Origin of the sequence: Pseudotabrizicola algicola, assembly GCF_010915705.1 — a bacterium.
Classification (GTDB): domain Bacteria; phylum Pseudomonadota; class Alphaproteobacteria; order Rhodobacterales; family Rhodobacteraceae; genus Pseudotabrizicola; species Pseudotabrizicola algicola.
The window spans coordinates 1-25946 of sequence record NZ_JAAIKE010000002.1; the positions used below are offsets into that span (position 1 = coordinate 1).

17 protein-coding genes and 1 pseudogene are annotated in these 25946 nt (G+C 62.6%); 12 read left to right on the forward strand and 6 right to left on the reverse strand.

The window, feature by feature from the left end; translation table 11 throughout:
• Positions 1–500 precede the first annotated feature (500 nt).
• Both G3572_RS06545 and G3572_RS06550 read left to right on the forward strand, forming a co-directional pair.
• Entirely contained in the window at positions 501–1475 is a 975-nt protein-coding gene (locus G3572_RS06545; RefSeq protein WP_164610048.1) for a hypothetical protein, read from the forward strand.
• Positions 1472–2182, forward strand: coding sequence for a hypothetical protein (locus G3572_RS06550; protein ID WP_164610050.1), 711 nt, complete (start codon positions 1472–1474; stop codon positions 2180–2182). The genes G3572_RS06545 and G3572_RS06550 overlap by 4 nt, the downstream gene beginning before the upstream one ends.
• A 65-nt stretch (positions 2183–2247) precedes the next feature.
• On the opposite strand, the gene G3572_RS06555 is transcribed toward G3572_RS06550, so the two are convergent.
• From G3572_RS06555 to G3572_RS06570, 4 genes are all read right to left on the reverse strand, one after another.
• Positions 2248–2556: a hypothetical protein gene (locus G3572_RS06555; RefSeq protein WP_164610053.1), complete on the reverse strand. Its 309-nt coding sequence runs from the start codon at positions 2554–2556 to the stop codon at positions 2248–2250.
• A 383-nt stretch (positions 2557–2939) separates the two neighbouring features.
• Positions 2940–3266: a hypothetical protein gene (locus G3572_RS06560; protein ID WP_164610055.1), complete on the reverse strand. Its 327-nt coding sequence runs from the start codon at positions 3264–3266 to the stop codon at positions 2940–2942.
• A 2-nt stretch (positions 3267–3268) separates the two neighbouring features.
• Positions 3269–4987 (reverse strand): hypothetical protein, encoded by a 1719-nt coding sequence (locus G3572_RS06565; RefSeq protein ID WP_164610057.1) that lies wholly within the window; start codon positions 4985–4987, stop codon positions 3269–3271.
• Positions 4987–7257 (reverse strand): glycosyltransferase, encoded by a 2271-nt coding sequence (locus G3572_RS06570; protein WP_205518632.1) that lies wholly within the window; start codon positions 7255–7257, stop codon positions 4987–4989. Before G3572_RS06570 ends, G3572_RS06565 begins: the two co-directional genes overlap by 1 nt.
• A 42-nt stretch (positions 7258–7299) precedes the next feature.
• Here G3572_RS06570 and G3572_RS06575 point away from each other — a divergent pair, with 42 nt between their 5' ends.
• From G3572_RS06575 to G3572_RS06590, 4 genes and pseudogenes are all read left to right on the forward strand, one after another.
• The gene (locus tag G3572_RS06575; protein ID WP_164610061.1) at positions 7300–9033 is read left to right on the forward strand and encodes a class I SAM-dependent methyltransferase; all 1734 of its coding nucleotides are present in this window, start codon (positions 7300–7302) and stop codon (positions 9031–9033) included.
• A gap of 26 nt (positions 9034–9059) precedes the next feature.
• Positions 9060–9902: a glycosyltransferase gene (locus tag G3572_RS06580; protein ID WP_164610063.1), complete on the forward strand. Its 843-nt coding sequence runs from the start codon at positions 9060–9062 to the stop codon at positions 9900–9902.
• Positions 9903–10028: 126 nt separating this feature from the next.
• A complete protein-coding gene (locus tag G3572_RS06585; RefSeq protein WP_164610065.1) occupies positions 10029–11882 on the forward strand; it encodes a tetratricopeptide repeat protein in 1854 nt (617 codons plus the stop codon).
• Positions 11883–11921: 39 nt separating this feature from the next.
• Positions 11922–12035: pseudogene (locus G3572_RS06590) on the forward strand (transposase); the annotation flags it as partial.
• Between the two features lie 413 nt (positions 12036–12448).
• Here G3572_RS06590 and G3572_RS06595 read toward each other — a convergent pair.
• Positions 12449–14725, reverse strand: coding sequence for an adenosylcobalamin-dependent ribonucleoside-diphosphate reductase (locus G3572_RS06595; protein WP_164610067.1), 2277 nt, complete (start codon positions 14723–14725; stop codon positions 12449–12451).
• 131 nt (positions 14726–14856) lie between these two features.
• Here G3572_RS06595 and G3572_RS06600 point away from each other — a divergent pair, with 131 nt between their 5' ends.
• Positions 14857–15288 (forward strand): DUF1489 family protein, encoded by a 432-nt coding sequence (locus G3572_RS06600; RefSeq protein ID WP_164610069.1) that lies wholly within the window; start codon positions 14857–14859, stop codon positions 15286–15288.
• A 186-nt stretch (positions 15289–15474) separates the two neighbouring features.
• Entirely contained in the window at positions 15475–15957 is a 483-nt protein-coding gene (locus tag G3572_RS06605; protein ID WP_164610071.1) for a YbjN domain-containing protein, read from the forward strand.
• Between the two features lie 18 nt (positions 15958–15975).
• On the opposite strand, the gene dnaE is transcribed toward G3572_RS06605, so the two are convergent.
• Positions 15976–19422 carry a DNA polymerase III subunit alpha gene (gene dnaE, locus G3572_RS06610; protein WP_164610073.1) on the reverse strand — a complete coding sequence of 1149 codons (3447 nt, stop codon included), beginning with the start codon at positions 19420–19422 and terminating at the stop codon, positions 15976–15978.
• A gap of 221 nt (positions 19423–19643) precedes the next feature.
• Here dnaE and xdhA point away from each other — a divergent pair, with 221 nt between their 5' ends.
• The 4 genes from xdhA to G3572_RS06630 are packed head-to-tail and all read left to right on the forward strand — an operon-like array spanning position 19644 to position 25921.
• Positions 19644–21056: a xanthine dehydrogenase small subunit gene (gene xdhA / locus G3572_RS06615; protein WP_164610075.1), complete on the forward strand. Its 1413-nt coding sequence runs from the start codon at positions 19644–19646 to the stop codon at positions 21054–21056.
• The gene (gene xdhB / locus G3572_RS06620) at positions 21053–23470 is read left to right on the forward strand and encodes a xanthine dehydrogenase molybdopterin binding subunit (RefSeq protein ID WP_164610077.1); all 2418 of its coding nucleotides are present in this window, start codon (positions 21053–21055) and stop codon (positions 23468–23470) included. The genes xdhA and xdhB overlap by 4 nt, the downstream gene beginning before the upstream one ends.
• The gene (gene xdhC / locus G3572_RS06625) at positions 23463–24398 is read left to right on the forward strand and encodes a xanthine dehydrogenase accessory protein XdhC (RefSeq protein ID WP_164610079.1); all 936 of its coding nucleotides are present in this window, start codon (positions 23463–23465) and stop codon (positions 24396–24398) included. The genes xdhB and xdhC overlap by 8 nt, the downstream gene beginning before the upstream one ends.
• Entirely contained in the window at positions 24395–25921 is a 1527-nt protein-coding gene (locus G3572_RS06630) for an ABC transporter ATP-binding protein (protein ID WP_164610081.1), read from the forward strand. The genes xdhC and G3572_RS06630 overlap by 4 nt, the downstream gene beginning before the upstream one ends.
• Positions 25922–25946 lie beyond the last annotated feature (25 nt).

The following is a 25946-nucleotide window of genomic DNA, read 5'->3' on the forward strand; positions in this document are numbered from 1 at the left end:
GCCTGGCGCAGCACGCCCATGATCTGGGCTTCGGTGAAACGGCTCTTCTTCATCGGAATCTCCTCGTTCATCCTGCCGAGAAAATTCTACTTCCGCATCCCCTTAACCATGGGGAGGATTACCGGTGGATGTCGACAGGTGAAGGCGCATCTTCACCGCCTCTGTCCCTCTCCCCGTCCGAAAGGGCCGCGCCAATCGCCGGCCCGAAACGGTCCCTGGACCGCACACCGGGGAGCCTTCCGGGAAAGGGCCGATTTGGCACGAGAAATTCCTCTCCGCGGGCCACCGATTCGGCACCGCCGCGAGACGACCCGAGGTCTGCAACTATCGTCAAAGTTGGAACAATCTCAATTGTGGCAAACTAAAGGCGACAAAGTGGCCGCAATACGCAACCCTAAATTGTAAAACACAGTAACTTTCTGAATTTGATGGACTGTCCCATCCGTTTTATAGACATCTATCCTAAAGATATGTCGTTTGGTCGATAGGATTGTGAGCCTATGGTGCGTGCCACCTCTCTGTTCTTTAACCAGTTTGTTGTGTCGCTTGTTCTTTGCGCAGGTGCTGCGCATGCCCAAACCATACCTGCAAAAATCGACCGCGATCTGGAAAACCAGATCGACTTCCGTGTTACGGATTTTGGCGTTTGCCTTGAGCAGCATACCTGCACTGTCGGCGGTGTCACGCTTTCTGCCTTCCGGCAGACCGCGTCTGGCGAGGCCGCCCCTGCCACGCTTTACTGGGACCCGATTGACGGCATTGGTATTCTTGGCGGCGGCCAGAATGACGAAATCGACTTTGACGAAACCCTGGTCGTGAAGTTTGACCGCAATGTCGATGTTTCCGGCATCTGGCTGAGCGACCTGTTCGAGGCGGAAGCGCAGCGCTATGGCGCGAGGCCGACAGCAGGTTCCGACGGAGAAGTCGCCCAAGTCGATTTGCGGCGTTCAGGTGCTTCGCAAGCGCAAGTTATTGTGAATGCAGAAGAAGAGCTTCCCGCGCGGATGTTCAATACCTCCGTCGCGCCATCGGTGTTTTCCGGCAGGGGCGATCTGCTCAAGCGGGTGGTGGTCAGCGAAGAGAGCGTGGTTTCTCTGGTCTCGGCAGAGGGCACCAGAAATCTTGGCAACATGACCGGCGGCACAGGATTGGAAGACGCCGACAAACGCGAGTTGTTTGCTGGCCTGCCCACGGTCGAGATCGACACAGGCCGTTTGCTTTCCCTGATTGACGGTGTGGTTTTGTTGCCCGCCGGCGAAGAAAACGCAGGCCGCGTGGCAAATCTGGTAAAAGGCGGCACGTCGCTTTCCAATTTGTACAGTGCCGGCAAAACTTTCAGGGCAAGCTCTGATGTTTCAAATGGCGAAGTGGCAAATTATTTCGAAACAGCCATTTCAACGGATGAAATTGTTTTCTCGGCTCCGTTCAGCACAAGCAACGAGTTTTCGGTTGCGGGCATCATGGTGCTGAAATGAAGTTCAAACAATTTATGTTCTTCAAGAAACTGGTCATGGGATCGCTGATCGCCTCGCGCGCGGCGGCGTCAGGCATGCCTGTGCCTGCGCCAGTTCCTCATGAAGAAACCGGCTGGACAAACGCACGCCGCGAGGTCGAGGCCATTTACGTCAGCGCCACGATTGCGCCACTGCCGCCCTTCGTCGCCATGGAAAACAGGCGGCTGCCGCTGGCTGAAGCCGTGATTGAATCCTATACCCGCACCCCGAGTTCCGACTGGTTTGCGGTCGATAGCCATTGGGCCGCATTTCTGGCTGCATCGGGAAGTGCTGCCGATATGGCAGTTTTTCTGGAAGCCAGATCCCGCATAGCCACATCTGCCTTTGACGGCGCGGCGCCCGCGACGCGCGAGCAGTATATCGACCAGTGGCTCGTCAAGACGTCTGCCTGTTATGATGACGGCGGCGGCAACTGTGGCGTGGGTGTCGGTCTTGGCGGCGGGAACGGCACCGGCAACGAAGGGGGCGGTGTCGGCCCTGGAACAACCGAGCCTCCGGGCGGTGGCCCGCCGTCTAATACACCTCCGGGCGGCGGCCCTCCTGCCGATGGTCCCCCATCAGGGCCGCCCTCAGGTGGTCCTCCGGGTGGCGGTCCTCCCGGTGGTGGTCCTCCCGGTGGTGGTCCGCCTTCAGGCGGCCCTCCGGGTGGTCCGCCAGGCAAGGCATAAACCTTGGTCAGGTCGGCGGCATGAGCGACGTCGGCCTGTTCCGCCCGTTTGTCTTGTCGACTGGGTCAGCGAAACACGACGTTAAACTGTTGGCCCATGCGTTGGCTCAGAGACGATTCGCCTCTTCCCGTCGCAACGAGACAGGCAAGCCCGCTCGGCGTTTCGACCAACATCGTCCATCGCCCGGTTTTCTCGGACGCATACACCAATACGGAGTGGTTTTCACGGGCTTGGCCGGTGTAGGCAAGACGCTCGCCGAACTTGGACCCAAGCCGCGCCTGAACGACACTGCTTTCTGCGCATGTTGCTGCAACTGACTGACCCGCAAATGCGACTTGTGCCACAGCGACCGCAGCTAAAACGACTGCTTTCATGTTTACCTCATTTCAGCCAGGTGAGCCTCTCGACGGTCTCCATCCTAACCAATCCCAAACGCAGTTTCCCGAGAGCAGACGGATGTCATGCCCTGACATTGGTCTGTGTGACCGGAAAATGGGGCAGAGATGCGACCGACCCGCGCCCAAACGATGGTTAAACGCGATGAATTATGGTGTGCCGCGAGACCAGATCAGCCGCCCGTCCGACAGGGCCCGCAGTTGTGCGATGCCAAACCGCGGCGCTATCGACTGCACGACCGCGACCGGATCGCCCCCTGCCAGGGGCAGGCAGCAAAACCCGTAACGTGCAAGCAACGGGATCGGTACCATCGTTTCGCAAAGGAACACGGGGCGCAGAAAGGGACGGAAATTATGCTCGGTCATGAAGTCGAGCAATTGCGCCCCCAACCTTGAAGCGGCTCGTCACCGATCAGGATCGCCGCCGTCACCAGATCAGCCTGTCTGACATCTTGCGCGATCAGACCAAGCGGCGGGGGCAGCGCGGCGACCCCCGCGGGCGGATTGGCGCGAAGGATCGGGGGCGGCGGCACCTGCGTGCGGAGCGGTCTTTTGCCAAAGGCAACATTCGCCTCGAACGCCAAGCCGGAGAGGATTTCGTCGAGCATTGCGCGGAATTCGTGTTGGACGAGCCGCGCCTCCTTGCGCCCCTCGTCTTCGGAATGGTCCGGCCAGAACGGTTTCTGCACGCTCACTCTCCGCCTGACGGTGACAGAAGGAACCGCGCCGCCTCGGCCGCCCCGTTTTCGATCCGTGGCCGGTGCGTAAAGACCGCCCCCGCGTTCACCGCGTCAAAAAACCTGTCCAGCACCGGTTTGGTTTGCAAGCGTGCCTCGGGTGAAAGCCAGTCTGCCCAGCCGTTTTCAAACGCGAACCTTGCCCTTTCGCTTTGATTGTCGAGTCTTTGATGGGCCATCGGCACAAACAAAAGCGGAAACTCGGTGCGCAAGACAAGTTCGTGAAAGCTGTTGTAACCCACCGCCGAGATCGCGCCATCAAACGCCTGAAGAAACCGGCCCAAGGGATAGATGCTGCGCAAGTCATCCTGCACGAGATGGGGACTTGGCACGCGGGCCAGTGGCGAGCGGACCCATATCAGCCGCACCTTAGCACGCGCCGCAGCCTCTGCGATCTGACGCGGCAGCCCCCCCAGCAAATCAAAGGCATCGCCGCCCAAGCTGACAAGACAGGTTTTTCGACGGCTGAACCGGCCAAGACGCAAAGCCCGCCGCGCCTCTGCCTTGCCCAAGGCTTCATTGCCGATGGCAAACGTGATGGGCGGGGTTGTTCTGGTTATCGACAGGCCTTGCGTCCTAGGGTCGACCTGCGCCGTCGGCCCTGTGTCCCATTCCTGTGCCAGATCCCCCGGCACGACGACAGCGGTGGCGTATTGCGCGCCGCCAAGCGGCAGCGGATTTGCCAGCGGGTTCCACATGCCGCGTCGCACCCACATGATATCCGGCGCAGCGCACAAGGGATCACGCACGGCTTCGATCAGGGTCATGTCGATGATGCTGCCATCGACGACAACTGCTTTCGGCTTCAGGCGGCGCAGGGTCTGGACAAGGTCCGACACTTCCCAACAGTGCCAGTCTTCGACCCGACAGCCCAGATGTTTCGGGGTATGACGTACATGGACGAAATAGCCCGCCGCCTGAATGATGGCGGCACCTTGCGAATAGCACCAGAACTCGATGCGCGATCCGGCCTGCATCGACAATTCGTCGGCAATCGCAAGCATCCGGGTCAGATGACCCAGACCGACCCCGTTTGGCACGACAATCAGAAAGGCATTCTCGCCGATGGCCCCCGTGGTGGCGCCGGTTTCATTGCACCGCTGGCAGCAATCGTAAAGGTCATCGCTCTGGACAGAGGAAAGATCGAACCGCACCGTCCTGCGCAGCCGTGACCAGTTCCACGCATCGATATCGATCGCCGCCGTGTCCGAGCAGATCGTGCCTTCCCTTTCGTTCACACGCACCGTTCTGCGCGCATCGGCAACCGGTGCGCCCTTCGAAGGGAGAACAGCGACTGGCCTGCGCAGACGCGTGGCAAAAGTTTGCGCTGCCTGTTCGGTCAGGGCCAACAATTCGACGGGCACTTCGGGCGAGGCCTGCAGAACTGCCGCCAGCAATTGCAGGCCCCTCTCCCATTCCTCCTTTTGCATCAAAGCGTCTTGGCGCCGCAACAGAATCTGGACGCGGCCCGTGGCAGGCGGATCAAAGGCACGGCTGAGAAAGGCTGTCTGGCTGGTAAAAAACCGGTCTTCCGTGCCGTTCGCCGCGTCATCTTCAAGCAGGATGCACAGCCCCGGCTCTGCCGAAATCAGATCATCGCAAATGACTGCCGTCATCCGGTCTTCGGGTTCCGACAGCAGGCTGACAACACGCGAAGGGTCTGGAGCGGGCATCAAACCAGAACCTGCGCGTGGTCGATCCGGTAGAGCTTCAAAGTCTCGTCTGCCAGTTTGGTCACGTCATACTTGTTGCGAACAGCCAGAACATTTGCCTCTTGCTGCGACCAGTCCAGACCGGAAATCCAGTCCTCGATCAGCGTCGCCGCCGTTTCCGGATCGGCATCGACGGGCAAGATGAGGTTACCGGGCATAAGCGCTTCCTTCACACCTCCGACATCGCAAGCCGCGACGGCAAGACCACAGCACTGCGCCTCTATGACGACGTTGGGGGTGCCTTCGACCCGCGACATCAGAAGCAAGATATCTGCATCCCCATAGATCGCCCCGGCAGACGAGAGATTTCCGGCAACGACAAGATCATGAAGACCGAGTTCGCCTTTGAGCGCTTCGATCTCGCTCAGGAACGGGCCGCTTCCGACAATCTTTGGCTGCACCTTTATCCTGCCACGGGCGCGCAGGCGCGCAACAGTCCGCATCCAAAGCTCGGGTCGCTTGTTGGCGGCCAGACGGAATACGCCCACGATCCGGACCGGCCTTTCGCCGCGCCCCGCCGGTTCGGTTCGCAACAGCGGAAAGGCCTTGGTGTCGATGGCATTGTGCAGGACGCTCAGCGTGCCCTCTGGCAGGTCAAGCCATGCCTGATAGTCGCGCACCCCGGCTTCAGAGTTTGCCGCCATCTGGACCGACGCGGCCTTGCACAGCATCCGGTAAATGCCGCGGTAACTTTCCCCATCCGCCAAAAGGCGCCGATTGGGCTGCATATTGCGGGCGGTCAGGATTATCCTTGGCGTTCCCGCCATTATTCCGGCCAGCCCCGCGGCTATGGACGACCGGTCCTGCCAGCCGTGAATGACCGATGGGCGCTCCTTCAGGCAAAGGCCGAGAAGCGGCAACAGATCGGCACGCAACCTGCGCGGCATCAGCGCCAGAAGCCTGCGATAATCGGGGGGCAAATCCGGAGCAGAGGCGTTCTGGCTTTGCAGGTTGACAATGGTGACCCCTAAATCCTCCAGCGCCACCCGAAAATGCCCATGCCCGAGTTCGTCCGCTGAGGAGAACAGCGCCACGATCAGGCGATCGGGATCAAGACCCGCCCCCAAGAGCGATTTCACCAGCAGCACGAACTGGCGTTCCGCCCCACCGGCGGCAAGGGTCGCATTTACCAGCAGTATCTTGCCATCCGCCGCTGCCTTGTTGTCCTGTGTGCGGGCCATATCGGACAGGGCCGGCAGCAAAACATGCGGACTTGTGATCCTGGCCGCTTTGGCCGGATTTCTCAGGTCCAGATCGGACAAGCCCAAAAGCGGTCTTGCCTGCTGCATCAACTCTATAGCGGCTGCGTTGAACACCAGCCCTTGTGTGGTCAGCCATGCTGCAAGCCCGATATGCCCGGAATCCAGCAGCATGGTCATGATCTGCGCCCATGTCTCGGGCGTGTGGCGGCCCCGTTCGGCGGGCGCGGCTGCCGCGATGATCAAATCGCGGACGGCCCGGGATTGCAGCGCCGTTTGCAAGACCTCGATACGCGTCAACAGATCAACGCTTTCATCCGCAGTCTTCGGCCACATAAGGCCGGCAGCAGAACTGGCGGCGTCTTCGAACAGCTCGAATCTGGCTTGCAGTTGCATCACCTTCATTCGGGCCAGAGTGCTTTGGCCCGGATGGTCCTGCATGATACGGGTCCAATGCCCAATCGCCTTGGCCCAATTCCGGGTCCGCTCTTCGATCCGCGCCTGACGTGTCAAAACCCTGAGGTCTTCGGGAAAGCGGTTTGCCAGCCTCTCGATCAGGCTCGACGCTTCATCAAGACGATCGAGCGCGCGCAGGGTGTCGACCCGCAAAAGCGCCAGATCAGGCTCGTCATCGGCAGCATCGAAGAGGTCGAGCGCGACACGCGGGTTCTCCTCGATCCATGCCCTGACCAGCGCCTGTTTGGCGGCATTGTTGGTCGGCCGATCCCCGAACTGGGCCGTAAGCAGCCGGATCGCCGCGCCCGCCATCCCCTGCTTCACCAATCGGTTTGCGTGGGTTATCGCCAGATCGCCATGCAGATGCTCTGCCTTCATCAGAATGGTGCAGGCAAGGGCGGCTGTTTCGGCATCGCCTTGACGGAGGCACGCGCGCGCCAGAACTTCCCAGTCGCCGGGGCTTTCGTCCGCCGAGATGTTCCACTCCAGCAGGGCGTCCAATGCCTGCCGCGTGCGCCTTGCCAGACACAGTTCCAGTATCCGAGAGCGAACTTGTGCCGCCGAAGGAGTTCGCATACCGTCGCCCAACAAAACACCCTACGGAAGCCTTGTTGGAAAATGACGCAAAACGGAAAAAGCCGCAAGCCGTTCAACATTTTGCGTGTCGATGACATACCTTCGATGGTCGGCAAGAGTGATGTGGCGGTGATTGAACGGCATCTTGATCTGTTGCCAGCAAACGCGGTCATTTTGGAGTTCGGACCGTGGCTGGGCGGCGTGACGGCGCGTCTGGCGCGCCACGGTTCGGTGCATGTAGTCGACAATTTCATCTGGACGGCTCAACACGCAAAGCGCATCGAAAACCTTCTTGTTGCAGGTGCCTCGTTCAAAGAGGTGTTCTCGGAAAATCTGGCCGCTCTGGGGTGCTCGGCGACCATTCATGAGATGGATTTCGAAGACTTCAACTGGCCGGGGCCGATCATCGATTGCTGCATGATCGATGCGCCAAAAACTCCGGAACTGGCACTGACGATTTTCAAGGCAATTGCGGGCTGGACAACGCCGGCCACGCTTATCCTGTTCAAGAATGCGCTGAACCCTGCTTATCCGGCGCTCGTGGAACTGATGGGCAAACTTGTGGCTGGCAACGTATTGGTTGAAAGCACTTTGCCTGCCCCTGCCTCTTGCAACACATTGGCCTGCTATGCCGGTCCGGAGTTTGCCAAGGCTGAAGAGATTGCCAAGACAGCAACACCGGAAACCGCGACGCGCAGCGACAGGGCATTTCAAGTCGTTCAACTTGCCAAACTGCTAGGTGAAAGCAATTGGACGGGCGCTTACGAATTGCTGTCCAATATGGAACCCAGCACCGCGGCGCAGACCGTCTGGCCTTCCATTGTGAAGCAGTTGAACAAACGTGTCCTCGCGGACCCGAACTTCGCGACCTTTGCCGATATGTTCGATTTCCACCATTCCAGCGCTGGCATGCAGCCCGGCGCAATCAGCCTGTCGCGGAGCCATTCCCATCTGCTTCGGGCCTATTGGACGAACAACGCAGGCAAACCTTGGCGGGGACGCAGCTTTCACCCCGCGCTGCTTCAGGCAGCCTTCGACTACGGCTATATCGGCTGGCCCTCTAAGGTTCAGGCCATTGTGCGTGGAAAGGACATTCTGGATATCGGCTGTGGCCCCGGTCTGCACGGTCTGGGCTATCTGGCCGCCGGGGCAAACAGTTACCTTGGTGCGGACCCGATTGTTAAGCTGGACAAAGACCACGTCAAAAATCTGGCGCGCAAAACCAAAGAGCCATTCGGGTGGTCCCCTCGCGAGATCGCGACGCTGGTCGAGCCTTGGCGCGTGACACCGGAGCTGATCCAGACGCTGCCGGCCGACCGCGCTTTTGATGTCGCGACCCTGCACAATGTCACCGAACATCTGATCCACATCGAGGATGTCTTCCGCGAAATCGCTTTGCGCCTAAGGCCGGGCGGCATAATTCTGTATAACCACCATAATTTTTACACGTGGAACGGGCATCACCTTCCTCCAAAGACTGTGGCCGCCATCGTTCCGGGCGATGCAGAGCAGATGAAATACACCGACTGGGCCCACATCGCCTACAGGCCGGAACCGGACCATTACATTGCCCGTGGCCTGAACCGGATAAAACTGGACGACCTTCTGGCATTGACCTCGAAATACTTCGATATCCAGAGCAGCGAGGAAATCCTTGCGCGCCCCGAAAACGGCTCCACCAGACTGACGGACGATATTCGCCGCCGTTATCCTGATCTGACCGATCGCGACTTTCTGACCCAAAACCTTCTTGTAACGGCGAGCGTAAAGCTGTGATGGACGCCGCCAAAGAACCATGCCTCATGGTGGCCGATGCGGCCCATCACCATTGGTTGAAGTATTGGCAAGACCCGATTTTGCCCTTCGAAGACGTGACGGTGGAGCGGCTGGCACAAGCGCCTGTTGTCGCCCTCGCGCCCGGCGCGACGGACTATCTCGAAACCTGCAAGCTCATTCTGGACTGGAAGCGGAACGGGCTTTTGCCCCGCACGCGCCTGCTGATCGTGACTTACAAGGGGCGCAAGATCTGGTCCAAAGAGAATGACGCATTGGTCGAGCGGTGGGTGGTTCACTCCCGATCCGAATTCAATCAGATACAAAGTGACCGGCTTGCATTCATTCCGCTCGGCCTTGCGAAAGCGGCCCGTGGAAATGACGAGGGTTACATTTTTGTCGGCGGGCGGAAGATGCGCGATTTCGAACCGGCCTTGCAGGCTGTGGTCGAAACCGGGCTGCCATGTATCGCCATTTCCGACCGGCTGCCCGAAACGCATTTCCCGGGGATCGATGCGCGCCGCGAAATGGTGCCAAGGCGGGAATACGGGACCATTCTTTCCCATAGCCGCATCGTTCTTGTCCCGCTGGTGCAAAGCCCGATCTCTCACGGTCACATGGATGTTGTCAGTGCCATCCGGATCGGAAAGCCCGTCGTCGTGACGGCTGGCGCATCCTGCGATGATTATGTCGATCATGATCGCTCGGGGCAGCTGGTGCCTGAAAACACCGTTTCGGCATGGGTCAAATGCGTGACAAAGGCTTGGGAGAATGCCGAAGCCTATTCGGCTGCCGCCTTGGCAAAAGCGCCGGAGTTTTCGGCCGAACGCTATGTCAGCAATGTGCGCGATCTCGTGCGGTCTGTCCTGTAGGCCAAGCCTGAGCGAGACGCGCGCACAGGGCAGATTTTCGTTGCACGGCCTGCCTGCTGGGCAAATACTCAAATTCTACCTTCGGCTGGCCGGTCTCTCTGGCTCGCGCACGGGGCGGAGAGCAAAATGCGTAAAAGGTGGTCATCGTCCAGAATCGTCGCCGCCATTGCGGTCTGGCTCGCTTTGGTTCCGGCAGTTTGCGCCCAGACGGACAGCGGAAGCGCTCGGGCAATCGAGGCCCTCGAAACCCCCAAGGCGGTTGCGCAGCGGCTTTCCGAGATTCAGCGCAAATTCGCCGCCTCGGATGGCGTGGACGCAGCCGAGATCGCCGAACTTCAGGCGCTTGCGGATGCCGGATATCCAAGAGCCGCTTTCCTTGCGGGAGAGACTTACCGGCTTGGCATCGGCACCCTTCCCGACCATGCAAGGGCCATTTCATATTTCGAGCGCGCTCTTGAGGCGGGGGAAAGGGGCGCAGCCGAAAGGCTTGCGATGATCTACAAGGATGCCGGATCAGACTCGCATGATCCGGCCAAATCCGTCGAGTATTACCAAATCGCCGCAGCCGATGGTTCGCGTTCGGCAAGGCTGGCGCTGGCCGATGCCTATGCGGCGGGCTTTGGCACCGAGGTGGACGCGGCCGAAGCCGACGCCTTGTATGCCCGGCTGATGGACGAGGGCGATGCCCGGGCGGCGGTAAGACTGGGGACACTCCGGCTTTCGCTTGATAATACGGCAGGCGCGGCCGAGGCATGGAGATTTGCCGCTGATGCCGGTCGCACCGAAGTGCTCATGCGCCTTGGCCGGCTGCTGCGCGACCGGCTGGAGAGCGGCCCCGAAGCGCGGCAGGTCTTTCTGCTTGCGGCAGCGGCCCAGATCGCCGGTGCCGAGGATGCCTTGCTGCGCGGCGATCTTGACGGCGCGTTTGGACCTGCGTCGGATGGCGCAAGGGCGGCCGTCTGGCTTGAGAACGAGGCCGATCTTCGCGCCACCCTCGCGACCGCCCGCAAGCTCAGGGATGGCGGTTCTGTCACCGTCACGGGGATATCGGTTCTGCGAGGATTGATGCGTCACCAGTCACAGGGCAGCACGGATGCCGCCGATATGCTGCATTCGCTCTATGCAAGGAACACATTCGCCCTCGATCCCGAGGCCGATGATGCCCTGAAAAATGCAGTGGCGGCCGTGGCGCAGGATGCGGAAATGCCTGCCGCAGAGCGCCGCAAACTCGCTATAAGCGCGCAGCGCCGCGGACATTATGACATTGCCGTTCAGGCGCTGGAAACTGCGGCAAAAGCGGGCGACGGTGCCGCGCGAACCCAGCTTGCCCTCTGGCATCTGCGCGGGCAGATCGGTCTTCTGTCTGACCCGGGCTTAGGGCTTTCTCTGTTGCCGTCGGATGCCGGTCAGATGGACGCAGAGTCGGCAGTTTTGCTTGCCTCGGCCTTTACCGATCCGACCGTCCGGGGTGCCACCGATGTCTCGACCTTGCTGTCGGTGCTGGACCGTACGGCCAGAGAAGGGAGCAGCACAGCAGCCCTCTTGCATCTCAGGGTGCTACGTCTGGCCAATGTTACCGACGCCGCGCGCCTGTCCGAAGCCTTCCTGCGCAGCTTGCCGGACGAGATGGCGACGGATGACGTCATGCTGGAGTATCTCATCTTGCGCGGCGCCAATGCCAGAAGCGAGCGCGCATGGCGGGAGGTTGCGGTTCAAGGGGCCGAGCTTCCGGGCGCCCAGTTCGCGCGTCTCCTCTCTACCCTTCGCGGCGCAAATGCAAATGTGCTGATCTACACCTTGCAGAAAAGGCTGGAAAACGAAGGCTACAAGACGCCCGTCAACGGCTACCTGACCCCCGCCACCGTGCGCGCGATCCTCGAGTTTTGCCAAAGAAACGGCGTGCTGGCGTCCTGCAAGAAAGGCCCGCTCCGCGCATCAGGCATCCGCGCCATCAGCACGGTCTTCGCCAAGGAGCCTTAGCCTGGCGGACCAGAGGGTGTTCGATCCCACGAGGACCAGATCATCGACATTCTAAAGGAGCACAAGGCCGGAGCTTCCGTGCCCGAGCCGCGCCGCAAGCACGGCGTCAGCGATGCGACGGTCTACAAGTGGAAGGGAAATCACCGCGCTATGGCGGGGCGGATCGCAAGATGATGCGCCACAAGTCGCAGCCTGCGCCCGACACGGCGCTGCGCAGTCGGTTGCAGGATCTGCCCAGGGCCCGATCAGTGTTTTGGCAGTCTGTTTCGGTGGCTGTGGCGAGATGCCTTCTGAGTCCTCCTCTCAGGCGGCGAGGCGTTGGGTGGGGTAGTCCGTCGGTGTCATGGTCTGGAATACGCTGCTAAACCCTGCGCTCGTCAAGCCAAGGGTCCTTGGATGCGGCCCAAAACAAAGGTGCCGCCCCTCTCGGGACGGCACTTTGGGCATCTAGCGATTTCAATGGCTTAGCCAATCGTAGCAAAGTTATCCTTGGCGAGTGGCGAACAAAACCGTCAAAGTGGCTCTCTTATGGTTGGTTCTACAACACAACAACCACACCTAACGCCTTAACCGCACTTGGAGTAGCCACAGCTGGCGCAGGTCATGCAGCCTTCGACCATGCGCATGTCGAAGCCGCCGCAGCTGGAGCAGGTTTTGCCGCGGGGGGCGCCGATGGCGACGACTTCGGCTTGCGGGTCGGTCTTCAGGCCCATGCCTTCGCCCTCGATGAAGCCGATCTCGATCAGGTGGCGCTCGATCACACCGCCGATGGCAGCAAGGATCGAGGGAATGTATTTCCCCTCCATCCAGGCCCCGCCGCGAGGATCGAACACGGCCTTGAGCTCTTCGACCACGAAAGAGATGTCCCCACCCCGGCGAAACACGGCCGAGATCATCCGGGTCAGCGCCACCGTCCAGGCGAAATGCTCCATGTTCTTGGAGTTGATGAACACCTCGAACGGACGACGGTGGCCCGAGATGATGATGTCATTCACCGTGATGTAAAGCGCGTGTTCCGATCCGGGCCATTTCAGCTTGTAGGTCGCCCCCTCGAGCGCCGCAGGGCGGTCCAGCGGTTCGGACAGGTAAATCACCTCGCCATCCTGCTGGGCGCTTGCGGGGGCCTCTGACGGGGTCTTGTCGGTGGCTTCCGACACGGACAGCACCGATCCGGTCACATCATTGGGACGGTAGGTGGTGCAGCCTTTGCACCCCTGATCCCACGCCGCCATGTAGACCTCTTTGAAATCCTCGAAGCTGATGTCTTCGGGGCAGTTGATGGTTTTGGAAATGCTGGAATCGACCCATTTCTGTGCGGCGGCCTGCATCCGGACATGATCGAGCGGCGGCAGGGTCTGGGCGTTCACGAAGTGATCGGGCAGCGGTGCATCGCCCATCTTCTCGCGCCACAGGCGCACGGCGTAATCCACCACCTCTTCCTCGGTGCGCGAGCCGTCCTTTTGCAGCACTTTGCGGGTGTAAGCATAGGCAAAGACCGGTTCGATCCCCGACGAGACATTGCCTGCGTAAAGGCTGATGGTCCCGGTGGGGGCAATCGAGGTCAGCAGGGCATTGCGGATGCCGTGCTGGCGGATGGCGTCTTTCACATCGGCATCCATATGGGCGAGCGAGCCGGAGGCGAGGTATTTCTCGGCATCAAACAGGGGGAAAGCCCCCTTTTCGCGCGCCAGATCGACAGAGGCGAGATAGGAGGCGCGGGCGATGGCGTGCATCCATGTCTCGGTCAGCGCGGCGGCCTCTTCGCTGCCATAGCGCGCGCCGATCATCAGCAGGGCGTCGGCAAGGCCCGTCACCCCGAGCCCGATCCGGCGCTTCGCCTGTGCCTCTGCCTCTTGCTGCGGCAGCGGGAAGCGGCTGGCGTCGACCACATTGTCCATCATCCGCACGGCGGTGCGCACCAGATCGTCCAGCGCCTCGAGGTCAAGCGCGGCGTCATCAGCGAATGGGTTCCGGATCAGCGCCGCCATGTTGATGCTGCCCAGCAGACAGGCGCCATAGGGCGGCAGCGGCTGTTCTCCGCAGGGGTTGGTGGCCGCGATGGTTTCGCAGTAGCTCAGGTTGTTCATCGCGTTGATACGGTCGATGAAAATCACCCCCGGTTCGGCGAAATCGAAGGTGTTGCGCATGATCTTGTTCCACAGATCGCGCGCCTGAACGGTCTTGTAGACCTTGTTTTCAAACACCAGTTCCCACGGGCCATCCGCCTTTACCGCCGCCATGAACGGGTCTGTCACCAGCACCGACAGGTTGAACATCCGCAGACGGGCGGGGTCTTTCTTGGCCTCGATGAACTGTTCGATGTCGGGGTGGTCACAGCGCATGGTGGCCATCATCGCGCCGCGGCGGGAGCCTGCCGACATGATGGTGCGGCACATGGCATCCCAGACATCCATGAAGGACAAGGGGCCCGAGGCATCGGCGGCGACGCCCTTCACCTCGGCGCCGCGGGGGCGGATGGTGCTGAAGTCATAACCGATGCCGCCACCCTGCTGCATGGTCAGCGCGGCCTCTTTCAGCCCGTCGAAGATGCCGCCCATATTGTCGGGAATGGTGCCCATGACAAAGCAGTTGAACAAGGTCACCGAGCGCCCGGTGCCCGCGCCCGCGGTGATGCGCCCAGCGGGCAGGTATTTGAAATCCTCCAGCGCGGCATAGAACTTGGCCTCCCAATGGGCGGAGTCCTTTTCCACGGCGGCCATCGCGCGGGCGATCCGGCGCCATGTGTCTTCGACCGTTCCGTCAACCGCCGAGCCGTCCTGAGCCTTGAGCCGGTATTTCATGTCCCAGATCTGTTCGGCAATGGGCGCAGCGAATCGGGACATGGGGACAGCCTTGTATTTGTGGGGATTACGGAGGAACGCACAAAATACGCCCCCAAACCGTCGGGGTCAACGGCTTGCCGTTGCCCGCAAGCGCCCTATGCTGTGCCGCCTTAGCCCAAGGAATCGTTCCGGTGTCCGAACACGTCCACATGCTCAAACTCTGTGTCGGTGCCGAAAGCATCGAGGATTTGCTGGACTGGCAGCGCAGTCAGCGCGCCCGCTGGCCAAAGGGATGCGCGGTGCATGTCACCCGCATGTGGCCCAAGCGCGCGGACGAGATTTTGGCGGGCGGCTCGCTCTACTGGGTGATAAAGGGCGTCATTCTGGCGCGTCAAACAGTGGTCGGTCTGGACCAGATCACCGGCGAGGACGGGATTTCGCGCTGCGCCATCGTGCTGGATGCCGAGGTGACGCGCACCCAAGCGGTGCCGCGCCGTCCGTTTCAGGGCTGGCGCTATCTGGATGCAAAGGACGCCCCGCCAGACCTGCTGCCCGGACGGGAAGCCGAGGAGGCCCTGCCGCCGGGGCTGGCAGAGGCGATGGCAGAGTTCGGGTTGCGCTGACCGCAGGACAGGCGCGGGACGGCCAGACGCAAGGCCGCCCCGACCGAACGCGCAAAGGCCTGTCGAACCGCTTGATCGGCGCGGCAAATCGGGCCATCGTCCCGCCATGCACGGTGCCTGCCCATTGCCCGGCAGCGGGGCACGGCCTGTGCCAGTTGTGCGGCAGCCTGTTCACAGGACGATAGGATGAAAGCCAGTTCCCTTGCTCTGATTGCAGCTTTGTTCCCGTTCTCGGCGCTGTGTCAGGATGCGGGGGGCGGCACGCCTGCACTCATCGACGCAAGCGCGCCCGAAACGGTCGCCGGCGCGATGCGGCGGCTCGGATACCGTGCCGAGCTGACAACCGATGCCGGTGGCGATCCCCAGATCAGATCGGCGGCGGGGGGCGTCAACTTCTCGGTGTTTTTCTATGGCTGCACAGACGGCAAAGCCTGCCGCTCCATCCAGTTTTCGGCGGGCTTCGATACCGAAAACGGCCTCGACCCGTCGGTCGCCAACGATTGGAACAGACTCAACCGCTATGGAAAGGTGTTTCTGGACGATGAGGGCGACCCCATCGTCGAACAGGATATCACCTTGGTCGGCGGCATGAACGAGGCGATGTTCGCCGAAAATCTGCGCGTTTGGGAAAGGGTCGTTTCCGATCTCAAAGACCATATCGACTGGTAGGGGGGCCGACGGCCCGCCCTAGACTTCTTCCACCATCACCACGCCCTGCATGGCCTTGATCGCGCCCTTGATCTGCGGCGTGATCGGATAGGCCTGCGGCAGCGTCAGGTCGATCTCGCGCCCTTGCGCATCGGGCACGCACAGGGTGATCTGCGCGCGGTGGCGCCCCTCGACGCGCGACAGAAGCGCGGCGAGCGATGGCACCGCCTCGACGCGGTTCAGGTGGATGCGCAGGTCTTGCGCGCCAGCTTCGGCGGCCACGGCGTCAATCGGCTGCACGGCATTGGCCAGCAGTTTGACCCCGTCGCCATCGGGGTCGACCTTGACCGTCAGCACCACATTCTTCCCCGGTTCCAGAAAATCGCGCGCCGCTTCCAGCACATCGGAAAACACCGTGACCTCGTAAAGCCCGGTCGGGTCCGACAGTTGCACGAAGGCAAAGCGGTTGCCCTTGGCGGATTTGCGCTCTTGCTTGGATGCGACCGACCCCGCCAGCTTGGCAATCAGAGGCCCGCGCTGCGCCATCTGCGTGATCTCGGCCAGCGTCTTGACGTCCTTGCGCCGCAGCGGCCCCATGTAATCATCCAGCGGATGACCCGAGAGATAGAAGCCAACCGCCTGATGTTCATGGCCCAGACGTTCCACCGGCTGCCAGTCATCGCGGAAGGGCAGACGCGGTTCGGGAATGTCGGCCCCCGACTCGCCGAACAGCGACACCTGATTGCTGGCCTTCGCATCATGGATCGCGGCGGAATAGGCCACAAGCGCGTCAAGCGCTTCAAAGACGCGCGCACGGTTGACATCCAGCTGGTCGAACGCGCCCGACCGCGCAAGCATTTCCAAGGGCCGCTTGCCGACGCGCTTCAGATCGACGCGGCGGGCAAAATCAAACAGCGACACAAAGGGCCGCTCTGCCCCCGCCCCCGCACGGCGCGCCTCGACGATCAGTTTCATCGCCTCGACACCGACATTCTTGAGCGCGCCCAGCGCATAGATCAGTTGGCCATCGCGCACCGTAAAGGTGGCAAGGCTGCGGTTGACGCAAGGGGCGACCAAGCCGATGCCCAGCTTGTCCACCTCGCGCTTGTAGACGGCCAGCTTGTCGGTCAGGTGGATATCGCAGTTCATCACCCCGGCCATGAACTCCACCGGGTAATTAGCCTTGAGATAGGCCGTCTGGTAGCTGACCACCGCATAGGCGGCGGCATGGGATTTGTTGAACCCGTAATTGGCGAACTTTTCCAGCAGATCGAACACCTCGCCTGCTTTCTTGGCGTCGATCCCGTGGGTCTTCTTCGCACCTTCGATGAACTTGGGCCGTTCCTTGGCCATTTCCTCGGCAATCTTCTTGCCCATCGCGCGGCGCAACAGGTCGGCCCCGCCAAGGGAATAGCCGCCCATGACCTGCGCGATCTGCATCACCTGTTCCTGATAGACGATGATGCCTTGGGTCTCTTTCAGGATCGGGTCAATCGTCGGGTGCAGCGATTCAATCTCGCGCAGGCCGTTCTTCACCTCGCAGTAGACCGGAATGTTCTCCATCGGGCCGGGGCGGTAAAGCGCCACCAGCGCCACGATGTCCTCGATGCAGGTGGGTTTCATCCGGCGCAGCGCATCCATCATGCCGCTGGATTCGACCTGAAACACCGCGACGGTTTTCGCGGCGGCGTAAAGCTCATAGGTGGGCTTGTCATCGAGCGGAATCAGGTTGATGTCGAACGACACCCCCCGCAGCGCCAGAAGGTCCATCGCGTTCTGGATGACGGTCAGGGTCTTCAGACCCAGAAAGTCGAATTTCACCAGCCCCGCCGCTTCCACCCATTTCATGTTGAACTGCGTCGCGGGCATGTCGGACCGCGGGTCCTGATAGAGCGGCACCAGTTCATCCAGCGGGCGATCGCCGATCACCACCCCGGCAGCATGGGTCGAGGCGTTGCGGTAAAGCCCTTCGATCTGCTGGGCGTATTCCAGCAACCGGCCCACCACCTCTTCCTTCGCGGCCTCGCGCAGACGCGGCTCGTCGGCCAGTGCCTTGGTGATGCTGACGGGCTTCACGCCTTCCACCGGAATCATCTTCGACAGACGGTCCACCTGCCCGTAAGACAGTTGCAGCACCCGCCCCACATCGCGCACCGCCGCCTTGGACAAAAGCGCACCGAAGGTGATGATCTGCCCCACCTTCTCGCGGCCATACCGTTCTTGCACATAACGGATCACCTCTTCGCGGCGGTCCATGCAGAAGTCGATGTCGAAGTCGGGCATCGACACACGTTCGGGGTTCAGGAAGCGTTCGAACAGCAGCGCATAGCGCAGCGGGTCCAGATCGGTGATCGTCAGCGCATAGGCGACCAGCGAACCGGCCCCCGACCCCCGGCCCGGACCGACAGGAATGTTGTGATCCTTGGCCCATTTGATGAAATCGGCCACGATCAGGAAATAGCCGGGAAAGCCCATCTTTTCGATGATGTCGAGCTCGAAATCCAGCCGCGCCTGATACTCCTCCGGCGTGACCGCATGCGGGATGATCGCCAGCCGGGCCTGCAAGCCCTCATTGGCCTGCCGTCGCAGTTCCTGCACCTCGTCATCGGCGAACTTGGGCAGGATCGGCTTGCGCTTGAAGGCGGCAAAGGCACAACGGCGGGCGATTTCCACCGTGTTCTCCAGCGCCTCGGGCAGATCGGCGAACAGCGCGCACATCTCGGATTCGGATTTGAAGTAATGCTGCGGCGTCAGGCGACGGCGCGGCTGGCTCTGGTCGACATAGGCCCCTTCGGCAATGCAGATGAGCGCGTCATGCGCCTCGTACATCTCGGCCTTGGGGAAATAGACATCATTGGTTGCCACCAGCGGCAGGCCCATCTCGTAAGCCAGTTCGATATGGCCCCGCTCGGACCCCGCCTCGGCCGGCGGCAGTTTGCCGCCCTCGCCGGGATGGCGCTGCAATTCGACGTAGAGCCGCTGCGGAAAGGCGGCTGCCAGACGCTCCAGAATGGTCCGCGCCTTGGCCACCTGCCCCGCTTGCAGGAAACGCCCCAAGGGCCCGTCCGGCCCGCCCGTCAGGCAGATCAGCCCTGCCGAATGGCGGTCCAGATCATCCAGCGTCACATGCGGCAACTGCCCGTCCCCGCGCAGATACAGGCAGGAGTTGAGCTTCATCAGATTCATGTAACCCGCCTCGGATTGTGCCAGCAGCACAATCGGCGCGGGCGGGCGGGGCTTCTCGCCGGGTTGGGCCGCGTCATGCAGCAAACTGACCTGACAGCCGACAATCGGCTGCACCCCCGCCCCCTGCGCCGTCACCGAAAACTCGAGCGCGGCAAACATGTTGTTGCTATCGGTGACGGCTATGGCGGGCATCTCGGCCGCCACCGCCAATTTGATCAAGGACTTGACCGGAACCGCCCCTTCCAGCAAGGAATGTTCGGTATGGACCCTGAGGTGAATGAATCGCGGTGCTTTTGACATATCCGCAGCCTATCGAAGCATCCGGCTCGGGGAAAGGGTGCCTCATTCTTCGGCAAATCGTGATGGTGCTTCAAATTAAGGCAGGGATATTTGTCTTGCCTTGTGGCACATCGCCTTGCTTGATGATCTGACAGGGACAAAGGGGGGCATGCCCGTTTTACGCCGCATCGGGCGGGCATGCAAAAACCCTCGAACGGGGAGAAGGCGGCGGACGAAAACATATGTCGCAGATTGCGTTTCACCTGAACGGAGCGCCCATCCGCGTGTCTGATGAGGCGCCCACGCGGACGCTTCTCGACTGGCTTCGCGAAACCCGCGGCCTGACCGGAACCAAAGAAGGCTGCAACGAAGGCGATTGCGGGGCCTGCACCGTCATGGTCACGGACGCCACCGGCAGCCGCGCCCTGAACGCCTGCATCCTGTTCCTGCCGCAACTTGACGGCAAGGCGGTGCGCACGGTCGAAGGCATCGCAGGGCCGCAGGGCCAGACACATCCGGTGCAACAGGCGATGATCGACCATCACGGCTCGCAATGCGGATTTTGCACGCCGGGGTTCATCGTCTCGATGGCAACCGCGCATCTGAACGGGGCCAGCGACCATGACGACCAGCTTGCCGGCAACCTGTGCCGCTGCACCGGTTATGCGCCGATCATCCGCGCCGCCAAGGCCGCCGAAACCGCGCCCGTGCCAGAGTGGATGACCACTGACCGCGATATCATCCGTTCCTCCGCCGGGCAGGGTCAGTCCCCCGCCCGAGGCGAGGCCGAGCCCGCCCCGCGTTTCGTCCAGCCGCGCAGCAGCGACGAACTGGCGCAGTGGTATCTTGCTAATCCCGAGGGGACGCTGATTGCCGGAGCAACCGATGTCGGCCTGTGGGTGACCAAGCAGTTGCGCAACCTTGCGCCCGTGGCCTTCCTCTCCGGCATCACCGACCTGCAACAGATCGAGGATCAGGGAGACAGGTTGCGCATCGGGGCGGGGGTCACCATTGCCGCCCTGCGCGCGGCGCTTGGCCCGCGCTTTCCCTCGCTGGGTGAGCTTTTGCGGCGCTATTCCAGCGAACAGGTGCGCAATGCCGCCACCATCGGCGGCAATATCGCGAATGGCTCGCCGATTGGCGATGGCCCGCCCGCGCTGATCGCGCTTGGCGCGCGCCTGCATCTGCGTCGGGGCGATGTCCGGCGCGAAATGGCGCTCGAGGATTTCTTCCTCGAATACCGCAAGCAGGACCGCCAGCCCGGCGAATTCGTCGAGGCGGTGACGATCCCGGCCAAGGCTCCTGCCTTGCGCTGCTACAAGCTTTCCAAGCGCTTCGATCAGGATATCTCGGCGGTCTGCGGCTGCTTCAACCTGACCGTGGCGGATGGCGTGGTCACCGAGGCCCGTATCGCCTTCGGCGGCATGGCCGGAACGCCCAAGCGGGCGGCGGCAGTCGAGGCGGCGCTGCTGGGCCAGCCCCTGACGCTGGACGTGGCGGAAAAGGCGGCGGCGCGGATGGCCGAAGATTTCACCCCGCTTTCCGACATGCGGGCCAGCGCGGCCTATCGGCTGGCGACGGCGCAAAACATGCTGCACCGCTATGTTCACGATCTGAACGGCACCAAGGTTTCGGTGCTGGAGGTGCGGGCATGAGCATGGGAAAACCCCTGCCGCATGACGCGGCACCGCTGCATGTGACCGGACAGGCGCGCTATGTCGATGACATTCCCCTGCCCGCCAACGCGCTGCATCTGGCCTTCGGCCTCTCGACCATCGCGCACGGGCGCATCACCGCGCTTGATCTGTCGGCGGTGCGTGCGGCCCCCGGCGTCGTCGCGGTCTTCGGACCCGAAGATTTTGACGAGATGCCCGATTGCAGCCCCTCGGCGCATGACGAGCCGCTGCTTTCCACCGGCGAGGTGTTCTACCTTGGCATGCCGATCTTTCTTGTCGCCGCCGAAAGCCATCTGGCGGCGCGCAAGGCGGCGCGTCTGGCCAAGGTCGGTTACGAAACCCTGCCGGCCCTCCTGACGGTGGACGATGCCCTGGCGGCGCAAAGCCGCTTTGAAGATGGCCCCGTCCTCTGGCAGAAGGGCGACGCCCCCCGCGCCATCACCGGGGCGGCGCATGTGGTCGAGGGCCAGCTCGAGGTGGGCGGGCAAGAGCACTTCTATCTCGAAGGTCAGGTCGCGGCCTGTCTGCCGCTGGAAGGGGGAGAGCTTCTGGTTCATTCCTCGACCCAGCATCCCAGCGAGATACAGCACAAGGTCGCCCATGCCCTGCATCTGCCGATGAGCGCGGTGCGGGTCGAGGTGCGGCGTATGGGCGGCGGTTTTGGCGGTAAGGAAAGCCAGGGCAACGCGCTCGCCATCGCCTGCGCGGTTGTCGCCACCCGCACGGGGCGTCCGGCCAAGATGCGCTATGACCGCGACGATGACATGATGATCACCGGAAAGCGGCATGATCTGCGCATCCTTTACCGCGCGGGCTTTGACGACAACGGGCAGATCACGGGGGTGGAGTTCACCCATCTGTTCCGCTGCGGCTGGGCGCAAGATCTGTCCCTGCCGGTGGCAGACCGCGCGATGCTCCATTCCGACAACTGCTATCACCTGCCGCATATCCGCATCGAAAGCCATCGGCTGAAGACCCACACCCAGAGCGCGACCGCTTTCCGTGGATTCGGCGGGCCGCAGGGAATGGTCGGCATCGAACGTGTGATGGATCATATCGCCCATGCCTTGGGCCGCGATCCTCTGGAAGTGCGGCGCGCGAACTTCTACCACGCGGCGAACACCGAGGCGGCCCCTGCCCCCCCCGTCGGCCAGATCACGCCCGAGGCGCCCCCCGCCGATGACTCGGTAGATCTGACGTCGCGCGGCGCCACGGCCATGCAGCCGCGGGGAACCGTGCCGGCACGCGCCGCCACCGCGCAGACGACGCCCTATTTCATGCCGGTCGAGGATTTCATCGGGCATGAACTGGTGGCGGCGCTGGTCGCGTCGTCCGATTACGCGGCGCGCCGCCGCGCGATTGCCGAATGGAACCAAGCCAGCCCGATCCTCAAGCGCGGCATCGCGCTAACGCCAGTGAAGTTTGGAATATCCTTCACGCTGACCCATCTCAATCAGGCGGGGGCCTTGGTGCATGTGTATCAGGACGGCTCCATCCACCTGAACCACGGCGGCACCGAAATGGGGCAAGGCCTGTTCCAGAAGGTCGCGCAGGTGGCCGCCGGGGTGTTCGGCGTCGATCCGGCGCGCGTCAAGATCACCGCGACCGATACCGCAAAGGTGCCCAATACCAGTGCCACCGCCGCAAGCTCGGGCTCTGACCTGAACGGCATGGCTGCGCAGGCGGCCTGTATCATCATCCGTGACCGCATGGCCGAATTCATCGCCGCCAAGCATCAGGTAAAGCCGGAGACCGTGTGCTTTGCCGACGGGCTGGTGCGGGTGGCGGGCGAAGCCTACGAATTCGCGCGCGTGGCGATGTGGGCTTACCTTGCGCGGGTCAGCCTGTCTTCCACAGGGTTCTATGCCACGCCAAAGCTGCAATGGGACCGCAAGGCCGGCAAGGGCCGCCCCTTCCTCTATTTCGCCTATGGCGCGGCTGTGACCGAGGTGGTCATCGACACGCTGACCGGAGAGAACCGCATCTTGCGCGCAGACCTGCTGCATGACACCGGCAACAGCCTGAACACCGCGCTCGACATCGGACAGATAGAAGGGGCCTATGTGCAAGGCGCGGGCTGGCTGACCACGGAAGAACTGGTGTGGGATGCCAAGGGGCGTCTGGCGACCCATGCCCCCAGCACCTACAAGATTCCCGCCTGTTCCGACCGCCCTTCGGTGTTCAACGTGGCGCTTTGGGGAAAACCCAACCGCGAAGACACGGTGGGCCGGTCCAAGGCGGTGGGCGAGCCGCCGTTCATGCTGGGGATCTCGGCCTTTTATGCCCTTTCAGATGCGATTGCGGCCTGCGGACCGGGCTATCCCGCGCTGGATGCGCCCGCAACGGCCGAGCGCGTGCTGGCGGCGGTAAACCGGGTGCGCGGCCATGTTTGATCTGGACGCTCTGGCGGCAGCGGTGGCCGCGCATGGCAGGGTCGCGCGCGTGGTGATCGCCGCGCATGACGGGTCATCCCCGCGCGAGGCGGGGGCGGCCATGCTGGTCTGGCCTGCGTCGCAATCGGGCACCATCGGCGGCGGCGCGCTGGAATACGAGGCGGCAGCCGAGGCGCGGGCCATGCTGTCTCGCGGCGGCCGGACGGTGCGTCGGGTGCCGCTCGGCCCGGCCTTGGGCCAGTGCTGCGGGGGGGCCGTCACCTTGCTGACCGAGGTTTTCGATGCGGGCAGCCTGCCCGTGCCAGAGGCAGGGGTGGTCGCGCGCAGCATTGACGGCACCGCGATGCCTCTGTCGGTCAAACGGATACTCGACAGGGCGCGGGCGCAGGGGGCGATGCCGGCGCCGCAGATGGTGCAAGGCTGGTTCGTGGAGCCTGCCGCGCCCGTGGCCCGTGATCTCTGGGTCTGGGGCGCGGGCCATGTGGGGCGCGCTCTGGTGTCGGTGCTTGCCCCGCTGCCGGACCTGCGGATCACCTGGATCGATGTGGCCGCAGAACGGTTTCCCGAGGATGTTCCGGCATCCGTCACCGCCCTGCCCTGCGCCGATCCGGCGCGGCTGGTGGCCCTCGCGCCCAAGGATGCAGAGCATCTGGTGCTGACCTACAGTCACACGCTCGACCTTGAGCTGTGCCACAGGCTGCTTGCCCACGGTTTTGCCCGCGCGGGGCTGATCGGGTCGGCGACCAAATGGGCGCGGTTCCGGTCGCGTCTGGCAGCGCTTGGCCACTCCGCCGCCGCGATTGCGCGCATCGACTGCCCGATCGGCACCCCCGCCAACGGCAAGCACCCGCAGGCCATTGCCATCGGCGTTGCGCAAGCCGTGCTTTTGCCCATGCCGCAGTCTTCCTTGAAGGAGAACACCCAATGACCCGGCCAGACCTGTTACGTGTCGAGGGGGTGACAAAGACCTATCCGGGGGTCGTTGCCAATTCAGACGTGTCTTTCGCGATCTCGCAAGGTGAAATCCACGCGCTGCTGGGCGAGAACGGCGCGGGCAAATCCACGCTGGTCAAGATGATCTACGGGCTGGTCAAACCGGACCAGGGGCGCATGACCCTGCGCGGCGCCTCCTATGCCCCGGTCGAGCCGCGCGCGGCGCGGGCCAGCGGCGTGGCGATGGTGTTCCAGCACTTCAGCCTGTTCGAGGCGCTGAACGTGGCCGAGAACGTCGCCTTGGGCATGGAAAACCCGCCGCCGATGAAAGAACTGGCGAGCCGCATCCGCGCGGTCAGCCAGGAATATGGGCTTCCGCTCGATCCTGCGCGCATGGTGGGCGATCTGTCGGCGGGCGAGCGCCAGCGGGTCGAGATCATCCGCTGTCTTTTGCAGGACCCCAAGCTGCTCATCATGGACGAGCCGACCAGCGTGCTCACCCCGCAAGAGGTGGACATCCTGTTCAAGACGCTGCGCCAGCTGGCGGCAGAAGGCACGGCGATTTTGTATATCAGCCACAAGCTGGAAGAAATCCGCGCCCTGTGTGACGAGGCGACGATCCTGCGGCGCGGCAAGGTGGTGGCCACCTGCACCCCGCGCGAGCGGTCGGCGCGGGAGATGGCCGAACTGATGGTCGGCGCAACCCTGACCCCTCCGGCCCGCGCGGGCGGCAACAAGGGGGTCGTGGCGCTCGAGGTGGCGGACCTGTCGGTGGCCTCGCCAATTCCCTTTGGAACATCACTCAAGAATGTCTCGTTCCGCGTGGCCAAGGGCGAGGTTCTGGGCATCGCGGGCGTGGCGGGCAACGGTCAGGACGAATTGCTTCTGGCCCTGTCCGGCGAGGTGAAGGCGGCGCGGGATGCCGTGCGCATCGACGGCGCGGGCATCGGCGACACCGATCCGACCACGCGGCGCAAACTTGGGCTGGTGGCCGCGCCCGAAGAACGGCTTGGCCATGCGGCAGCGCCCGACATGAGCCTTGTCGAGAATGCGCTGCTGTCCGGGGCGGTGCGCCAAAACCTGACCCGCAACGGCTTTATCGACTGGCCCGCGACCGAGCGTTTTGCCGCCGCCATCGTCGCCGATTTCGACGTGCGCACCCCCGGCACGCAGGTCGCCGCGCGCGCCCTGTCGGGCGGCAATCTGCAGAAATTCGTGGTCGGGCGCGAATTGAGCCAGAGCCCTTCGGTGATTGTCATCAATCAGCCGACATGGGGGGTCGATGCAGCCGCTGCGGCCAGCATCCGGCAGGCCATTCTGGACCGCGCCGCGGGCGGGGCGGCGGTGGTGGTGATCTCGCAGGATCTGGACGAGCTGCTCGAGATCGCCGACAGCTTTGCCGCGCTGAATGAAGGGCGGCTGACCACGCCGCGGCCGGTGGCCGGTCTGACGGTGGATGAAATCGGCCTGATGATGGGTGGCGCCCACGGGATGGAGGTGGCGCATCATGGCCATTGACGCAAAAGGTTGCCCCGCCATCCCT